Source organism: Halomonas caseinilytica (assembly GCF_001662285.1).
GTDB classification, from domain to species: Bacteria; Pseudomonadota; Gammaproteobacteria; order Pseudomonadales; family Halomonadaceae; genus Halomonas; species Halomonas caseinilytica.
Window position 1 is genome coordinate 22,159 of record NZ_BDEO01000022.1, and the last position, 6,459, is coordinate 28,617.

General features: G+C 64.1%; 5 protein-coding genes. 2 read left to right on the forward strand and 3 right to left on the reverse strand.

The window, feature by feature from the left end; translation table 11 throughout:
- Window positions 1–41: 41 nt before the first annotated feature.
- On the forward strand, window positions 42–614 hold the full coding sequence (locus HSDC_RS16240; RefSeq protein ID WP_064701006.1) for an exopolysaccharide biosynthesis protein: 573 nt from the start codon (window positions 42–44) through the stop codon (window positions 612–614).
- 75 nt (window positions 615–689) lie between these two features.
- Here the strand turns inward: HSDC_RS16240 and HSDC_RS16245 are convergent, their stop codons facing one another.
- From HSDC_RS16245 to HSDC_RS16255, 3 genes are read right to left on the reverse strand one after another with little or no spacing between them, the layout of a single operon-like run.
- Window positions 690–2,072, reverse strand: coding sequence for a sigma-54-dependent transcriptional regulator (locus tag HSDC_RS16245; protein WP_064701007.1), 1,383 nt, complete (start codon window positions 2,070–2,072; stop codon window positions 690–692).
- Entirely contained in the window at window positions 2,065–3,984 is a 1,920-nt protein-coding gene (locus tag HSDC_RS16250) for a sensor histidine kinase (protein WP_064701008.1), read from the reverse strand. The genes HSDC_RS16245 and HSDC_RS16250 overlap by 8 nt, the downstream gene beginning before the upstream one ends.
- A gap of 3 nt (window positions 3,985–3,987) precedes the next feature.
- A complete protein-coding gene (locus HSDC_RS16255; protein ID WP_064701009.1) occupies window positions 3,988–4,761 on the reverse strand; it encodes a GntR family transcriptional regulator in 774 nt (257 codons plus the stop codon).
- Between the two features lie 280 nt (window positions 4,762–5,041).
- Here HSDC_RS16255 and lldD point away from each other — a divergent pair, with 280 nt between their 5' ends.
- The gene (gene lldD / locus HSDC_RS16260) at window positions 5,042–6,196 is read left to right on the forward strand and encodes an FMN-dependent L-lactate dehydrogenase LldD (RefSeq protein WP_064701010.1); all 1,155 of its coding nucleotides are present in this window, start codon (window positions 5,042–5,044) and stop codon (window positions 6,194–6,196) included.
- Window positions 6,197–6,459: the final 263 nt, after the last annotated feature.

Genomic DNA, 6,459 nt, shown 5'->3' on the forward strand with positions numbered 1-6,459 from the left:
TGGCATGATGGTCGCCTTGTTCATTCGCCAGGGATTGCTCCATGAACGATGCCATGAGTGTGCACGATGTGCTGCAGCGCCTTCAGCAAGAGGCCGAGGCGGACAATGTGGCCGTCGGGACGCTGTTCGATGCGCTGAACTCACGTGGATTCGGCCCCTTGCTGCTGGCGCCGGCGCTGATTGCGCTGTTGCCGACCGGCGGCATTCCGGGGGTGCCGAGTCTCTGCGGTGTGCTGATTTTCTTGATTGCCATCCAGGGCAGCATGGGGGATCGGTCGCCCTGGGTGCCGCAGCGGCTGCGTCGCCTGACAGTTAGCCGCGAGAGACTGGTCTCCGCGACCGAGCGGGCCAAGCCGGTGGCGCGTCGCCTGGACTGCTGGTTCCGACCGCGCTTGACCGTGTTGACCCAGGCGCCGGTCAGTCAGGTGGTAGCGTTGCTCTGTGCGGTATCCGGGTTGGCGATGATTCCGTTGGAGCTACTGCCTTTTGCCAGCAGCATTCCAGCCTTGGCCGTGACCCTGGCGGCCATTGGCATGAGCACGCGGGATGGCGCCATGGTGGTCTTGGCTGGCCTGGCCATCGCTGGCGGCGCGAGCGTGTTGATCCTGATCTGATGATTGGCGGCTACCGGCATCGATGCTTCGAGGGGCGCCTGGCCTGGTGCCTCGGGCGTGTTGCGAGCCCGAGGTTCAGGGATCGGCGCCGTGGCGATAGTGCTCGGCCTTCAGGTTGTGGCGTTTCAGCTTATCGTAGAGGGTCTTGCGGGGCAGCCCGAGGTGTTCGCAGACATCGGTCACATGGCCGTGATGACGGGCCAGGGCCTGGCTGATCAGTTGTTTCTCGAAGAGCTCGACCTGTTCGGGCAGGGATAGCTCGGCGCCGTCGTTACCCACGCCTTCCATCAGCATGTCGAGCCGATAGTCGCACGTCACGCCGAGCAGTACGTAACGCTCGGCGAGATTGCGCAGCTCCCGAGCATTGCCTGGCCAGTCGTGGGCGAGCAGCGCCGAGATACCCGCCGCATCGAGGGGCGGGGCCTCCATGCTGCTGCGGCTGGCCGCCACGGCGGCGAAGTGCTGGAAGAGCAACGGAATGTCCTCGCGGCGTTCGCGCAGCGGCGGGATCGGCAGGGTCACCACATTGAGTCGATAGTAGAGGTCCTCACGGAACTCGCCGGCCTCGGCGGCGGCCTTGAGATCGATCTTGGTGGCGGCGATGACCCGGATATCCAGCGGCACCGGCTGGTTGGAGCCAAGACGCTCGATGGTGCGTTCCTGCAGGACACGCAGCAGCTTGACCTGCAGGGCCAGTGGCATCGACTCGATTTCGTCGAGGAAGACGGTGCCGCCGCCGGCATGCTCGAACTTGCCGATGCGCCGCTCCAGGGCGCCGGTAAAGGCGCCTTTCTCGTGGCCGAACAGTTCCGATTCGATGGTGCTCTCCGGCACCGCGCCGCAGTTGATGGCAACGAAGGGGCGTCCGCCGCGTGAGCTGCGCTCGTGGATCGCCCTGGCCACCAGGTCCTTGCCGGTACCGGTCTCGCCGAACAGCAGGACGTCGGCCTCGACGCGGCTGATTCGCTGGACCATGGCGGCCAGGCGCTGGATGACCGGCGTGCGACCGACGAGCCGGGGTCCGGGCGCCGACTGTTGCGCTTCCAGTTCAGCCTTGAGGGCGCGGTTTTCCAGGCTGAGGCGGCGCTTTTCGCTGCCGCGTCGCACCACTTCGACCAGGCGCTCGCCGGCAAAGGGCTTTTCTAGAAAGTCCCAGGCGCCTTCGCGCATGGCCTCCACGGCGGTGGAAATGTCGCCGTGGCCGGTGATCAGAATCACGGGCAGGTCCGGGTCGCGGCGACGGACCTCACGCAGCAGGGCCATGCCATCCATGCCGGGCATGCGAATGTCGCTGACCACGACGCCGGCGAAATCGGTCTCGAGTTCGGCCAGGGCGGCTTCGGCGCTTTCGAAGGGGCGAGGTATGTAGCCGGCCAGTTCGAGTGTCTGGCCCGCGGTGATACGCAGGTGGGCCTCGTCATCGACGATCATCACCGGAACATCCGCGTTGTCATGCATGGGTCGATGGCTCCTCGGTCGCTCGGCGGGCCTTCGGCCCGGGGTCGCGTGGCAGGGTAATGGTGAACAGGGCGCCGCCGCCAGGGGCATTGCCGGCCTCGATCCGGCCGCCCAGGTCGTCGATGATGCGCCCCGAGATGGATAGGCCCAGTCCCAGGCCGCTGCCCGTGGACTTGGTGGTGAAAAAGGGCTCGAAGACGCGTGATATCTGCGACTCGGCAATACCGGGACCGCTGTCCGCTACCTGTATGTACACCTGTTCCGGTGTTGTCTCGATGGTCAGCGACAGGTGCGGCGTGGCGGTATCTGCCATGGCCTGGAGGGCGTTGCCGATCAGGTTGACCAGAACCTGTTCGAGGCGGACCGGGTCGGCACGTACCCAGATGTCTTCCGCTTGCCATTGCCGTTCCACCGTGACGCCGAGCTCGTTGAGGCGTGCCTGGAACAATCGTAATGCATAGTCGAAGCAGGAAGGCACCGAGACGGCGCTGAGGGTGTCGCCACTCTTGCGCGAGAACTGCCGCAGTTGAGCGCTGATCTCGGACATGCGATCGGTGAGTTCGATGATCTGCTCGAGATTGGTGTCAGCAGTTTCGGCACGCCCGCGCTCGATGAAGGCACGTGCGTTCTCGGCATAGGCACGGATCGCCGACAGGGGTTGGTTGAGTTCATGGTTGATGCCGGCGGCAAGCTGGCCGAGCACGGCAAGCTTGGCGGCCTGGACCAGCTCGTCGCGAGTCTCGCGCAGGCTGCTCTCGGCGCGGCGGCGCTCTTCGATCTCGTCGGACAGTCGCTGGTTGGTGGTCACCAGATCGTGGGTACGCTTGGCCACGTTGCGCTCGAGCTCGTCCCTGACGCGGGCCAGGGTTTGGCGCTCGCGTTCGGCGAAACGCTCTCGCTCCCGACGCAGCCGCAAGCGTTGCCAGCCGATGCCACCGCCCAGTGCGACAAGTCCGTAGAGCCCTCCGGCCAGCAGAGCCGATATCCACTGGGCATTCACCACCGGTGTCAGCGGCTTGAGAATGTGCATGTCCCACTCGAGGTCCGGCATGGCGCGGGTCAGGCTGAGGTAGTGCTGGCCCTCTAGGGGACCGGAGGAAAAATCGACCAGGCGAGTGCGTGAATCGCGTCGTTCGATTTCCTGGATGCCGGCGTGCGGGAGCGGTTCCTCGGCATAGCGTCGTGAAGCGTGCAATGCCTCGCGCTCGGCGTCGCTGAGCGGGGTCATGGCAGTCAGGCGCAGCTCCGGCTGGCTGGCCATGAAGACGATGCCGTCGCGGTCGGTGACCAGCAGCTCTGCATCCTGCTCGGCCCAGCTCTGCTCCACGGCATCGAGCGTGACCTTGAGCACCATGACGCCGTCCGGGGTGGCATGTGGCGCGGTTTCTTTCAGCCAGACCGGCGCCGAGAAATAGTAGCCCCGGGTCATCGATTGGACGCCCAGGCCATAGAAGCGGCCGCGGCGGCCCTGGATGGCGTCCTTGTAGTAGCGCCGATAGTGGTAGTTCTCACCGATGAAGGTGTCGGAACGATGCCAGTTGCTGGCAGCCAGGGTATCGGCCTGATGATCGAGCAAATAGATATCGGAAACACCGGCGGTGGCGCGGAAACGGTCCAGCATCAGGTTGAGCGGCATGGGGTTCTGGCTGTCCGGGGAGGACAGGAAACGCTTGACCATTTCCCGTGAGGCCAGCAGTTCCGGCAGGTAGTCATGGCGCGACAGGTGCCCGACCAGGCTCGCTGCCGAGAGTCGTAGCTCGTTTTCGGCATCGCGGCGCAAGTCCTGCAGTGCCTGCTCCCTGGCGACCTGAGCGGTCTGCCACATGCACAAGGCGAGGCCGGCCAGCCCGAGTCCTGCGAGCAGGCCGCGCCAGGCGCGCTGGCGCCGTGTTAGGCGATGGCTGCCGACCATGGGTCAGGACGGTGCCGTCGGCAGGGCCTGAGCCCGGCGCAGCGAGCGCTGGGCCCGGGTTTCGGCGCGGGCCACTTCCAGCAAGCCTTCCTCCACGTATACCAGATGCTCGTGGGCGCGGTTGCGAGCGTCCTCGGCGCGTCCCTCGAGGATGGCATCCAGCAGGGCGCGGTGCTGTGTCATCAGCTGTTGCCGAGCATCGGGCTTGTCGAGCAGGTGACCAAGGTTGTCGACGATACTGCGCTCGAGCTGATGGAAAATGCCGCGGATAGTGTGCAGGAGCATCACATTATGGGCGGCTTCGGCAATGGCCAGGTGGAAGGCGGCGTCTGCCTTGGCCTCGCTTGCCGGGTCGCGACTGGCGAAGCAGGCCTCGAGTTCCTCGAAGCGCTCAAGTAGTACGGCTCTGTCCGTGGGTGTGGAGCGCAGGGCGGCATAGTAGGCCGACAGCCCCTCCATGGCATCGCGGAATTCCAGCAGATCCAAGTGGAATTCCCCATGGCGAGAAAGCATCTCGAGCAGAGGATCGCTGTAGCCGTTGTGAAGCTCTTCGGTAATGAAAGTGCCGCCGCCCTGGCGGCTGGCCAGCAGCCCTCGGGCGGCGAGCTTCTGTATTGCCTCGCGCACGGAAGGACGCGAAACACCAAAGCGTTCGGCGAGTTCGCGTTCTGGCGGCAGTCGCTGGCCGGGCTTCAGGCTGCCTTCGAGGATGAGGCCTTCGAGCCGCTCGGTAATGACATCGGCGAGGCGAGGCTGACGGACAGGTTGATAGGACATGGCGAGACCTTGGCTGCGGGGTCGAGCATCAAGGCGGCATGATATCGCCGTTAAATTGGTATTACCAATAGCAAACTAGGATTTCATGGATTGGTCATACCAACTTTCTCGGTGACGGTAGGGATGATGGAGGGCCGTGTAGATTACGCGCCATGGCGACTTCCATTCAGATGAATGGGCGACCAAGGGAGAGTTTGACAGCGAAACCGTCGCGCCATAACGTGCAGTGACAACTTGTTTTTAATTGGTTTTACCAATTACCCACTGTCTAGAGCTTGCCATGATTATTTCAGCCGCTACGGACTACCGACAGGCCGCCAAGCGCCGTATCCCTCCCTTTCTCTTTCACTACGCCGACGGAGGTGCCTATGCCGAGCATACACTGCGGCGTAACGTCGAGGATCTGGCCGATATCGCATTGCGCCAGCGGGTGCTGAAGGACATGTCCAGCCTGTCGCTGGAGACCGAGCTGTTCGGCGAATCCCTGGCGATGCCCGTCGCTCTGGCTCCCGTAGGGCTGACGGGCATGTACGCCCGGCGCGGTGAAGTTCAGGCAGCCCGCGCTGCTGCCGGGAAGGGGATTCCCTTCACGTTGTCTACGGTATCGGTATGCCCCATCGGCGAGGTGGCCGCGGCCGTGGATCGCCCGCTCTGGTTTCAACTCTATGTGTTGAAGGACAGAGGGTTCATGCAGCATGTCCTGGAGCGTGCCAAGGCCGCCGGCATCAAGACGCTCGTCTTCACGGTCGACATGCCTGTGCCGGGAGCGCGTTATCGCGATGCCCACTCCGGCATGAGCGGCAGGCATGCGGCGATTCGTCGAATGCTCCAGGCTGCGACCCATCCGGCCTGGGCCTGGGACGTGGGGATCCATGGCCGCCCGCATGACCTGGGGAACGTGTCGGACTATCGCGGCCAGCCGACGGAGCTTGAGGACTATATCGCCTGGCTGGGCGATAACTTCGATCCCTCCATTTCCTGGAAGGATCTGGAGTGGATTCGCGAGTTCTGGGATGGCCCGATGATCATCAAGGGGATCCTCGACCCCGAGGACGCTCGTGATGCGGTCCGTTTCGGGGCGGACGGCATCGTCGTGTCCAATCATGGCGGGCGTCAGCTTGATGGAGTGCTTTCCACGGCGCGCGCCTTGCCTGCCATTGCCGACGCGGTCAAGGGCGACCTGGCCATCCTGGCCGATTCCGGTATTCGCAGCGGGCTGGATGTCGTGCGGATGGTGGCCATGGGGGCCGATACTGTCTTGCTGGGCCGCGCCTTCCTCTATGCACTCGCCGCTGCCGGGGAAGCAGGGGTAGCCCATCTACTCGAGTTGTTCGAAAAGGAGATGCGGGTCGCAATGACGCTCACCGGCGCGCGGTCCATCGCCGACCTCGGGCCGGATTCGCTGGTCTCGGGTGCAAGGAATGGCGAGAGTTGAAACGAGCCCCTTCTTTGCACTAGCTGGGATGAACGGGGCTTGCTGGCCGGAATGGGGGGCAGAATAGGTTGTCAGTACACCTGCCGGCGGGCCGATCATGACGAGGAAGGCATGCGCTTCGCCTCGATATTCGATCGCAGCGATTCGGCAAAAAAGGCTTGCGTCCTCGGCGCTGTATCCGTAAAGTACGCATCCGCTGCCGGCGGCGGGCAACGTCGCAAGCGGTGAAGGGTGGTGGAAGCACCTGTTTTACTTAGGGTTTT

Excerpts from the sequence above, each read along its gene's own strand:
- HSDC_RS16240 (WP_064701006.1), top strand. The coding sequence starts at position 42 with ATGAACGATGCCATGAGTGTGCACGATGTGCTGCAGCGCCTTCAGCAA.
- HSDC_RS16255 (WP_064701009.1), bottom strand. The coding sequence starts at position 4,761 with ATGTCCTATCAACCTGTCCGTCAGCCTCGCCTCGCCGATGTCATTACC.
- HSDC_RS16245 (WP_064701007.1), bottom strand. The coding sequence starts at position 2,072 with ATGCATGACAACGCGGATGTTCCGGTGATGATCGTCGATGACGAGGCC.
- lldD (WP_064701010.1), top strand. The coding sequence starts at position 5,042 with ATGATTATTTCAGCCGCTACGGACTACCGACAGGCCGCCAAGCGCCGT.
- HSDC_RS16250 (WP_064701008.1), bottom strand. The coding sequence starts at position 3,984 with ATGGTCGGCAGCCATCGCCTAACACGGCGCCAGCGCGCCTGGCGCGGC.